The sequence below is a fragment of the Psychrobacter sp. 16-MNA-CIBAN-0192 genome (genome assembly GCF_040309565.1).
Classification (GTDB): domain Bacteria; phylum Pseudomonadota; class Gammaproteobacteria; order Pseudomonadales; family Moraxellaceae; genus Psychrobacter.
Map to the genome: position 1 here is coordinate 1 of NZ_JBEOOX010000068.1, position 353 is coordinate 353.

The following is a 353-nucleotide window of genomic DNA, read 5'->3' on the forward strand; positions in this document are numbered from 1 at the left end:
GTTTGTGTATCTAGGTAAGAAAAATTACGGCCTTGCAATAAAGGATCAGGAGTAAAATCAAGTCCTGGTACTATATTCTGTGTGCAAAATGCAACCTGTTCGGTTTCTGCGAAGAAGTTGTCTACGACTCGATTGAGCACCATTTTACCAATAATTTTAACTGGTACTTGCTCTTCGGGTATCAGTTTAGTGGCATCAAAAACATCGAACTCGAACTCTTCAGCAAATTTTTGATCAAATACTTGAATGCCCAACTCCCATTCTGGATAGTCTCCACTATTAATTGATTCCCACATATCACGACGATGAAAATCAGGATCAGCGCCATTTAATTTCAATGCCTCATTCCAAAC

At 38.8% G+C, this 353-nt stretch carries 1 protein-coding gene; it reads right to left on the reverse strand.

Going from position 1 to position 353, the window contains the following annotated elements; genetic code table 11:
• Positions 1-353, reverse strand: a 353-nt coding sequence (locus AAEY78_RS12390) for a catalase (protein WP_352339641.1), incomplete at both ends; no start/stop codon positions are given.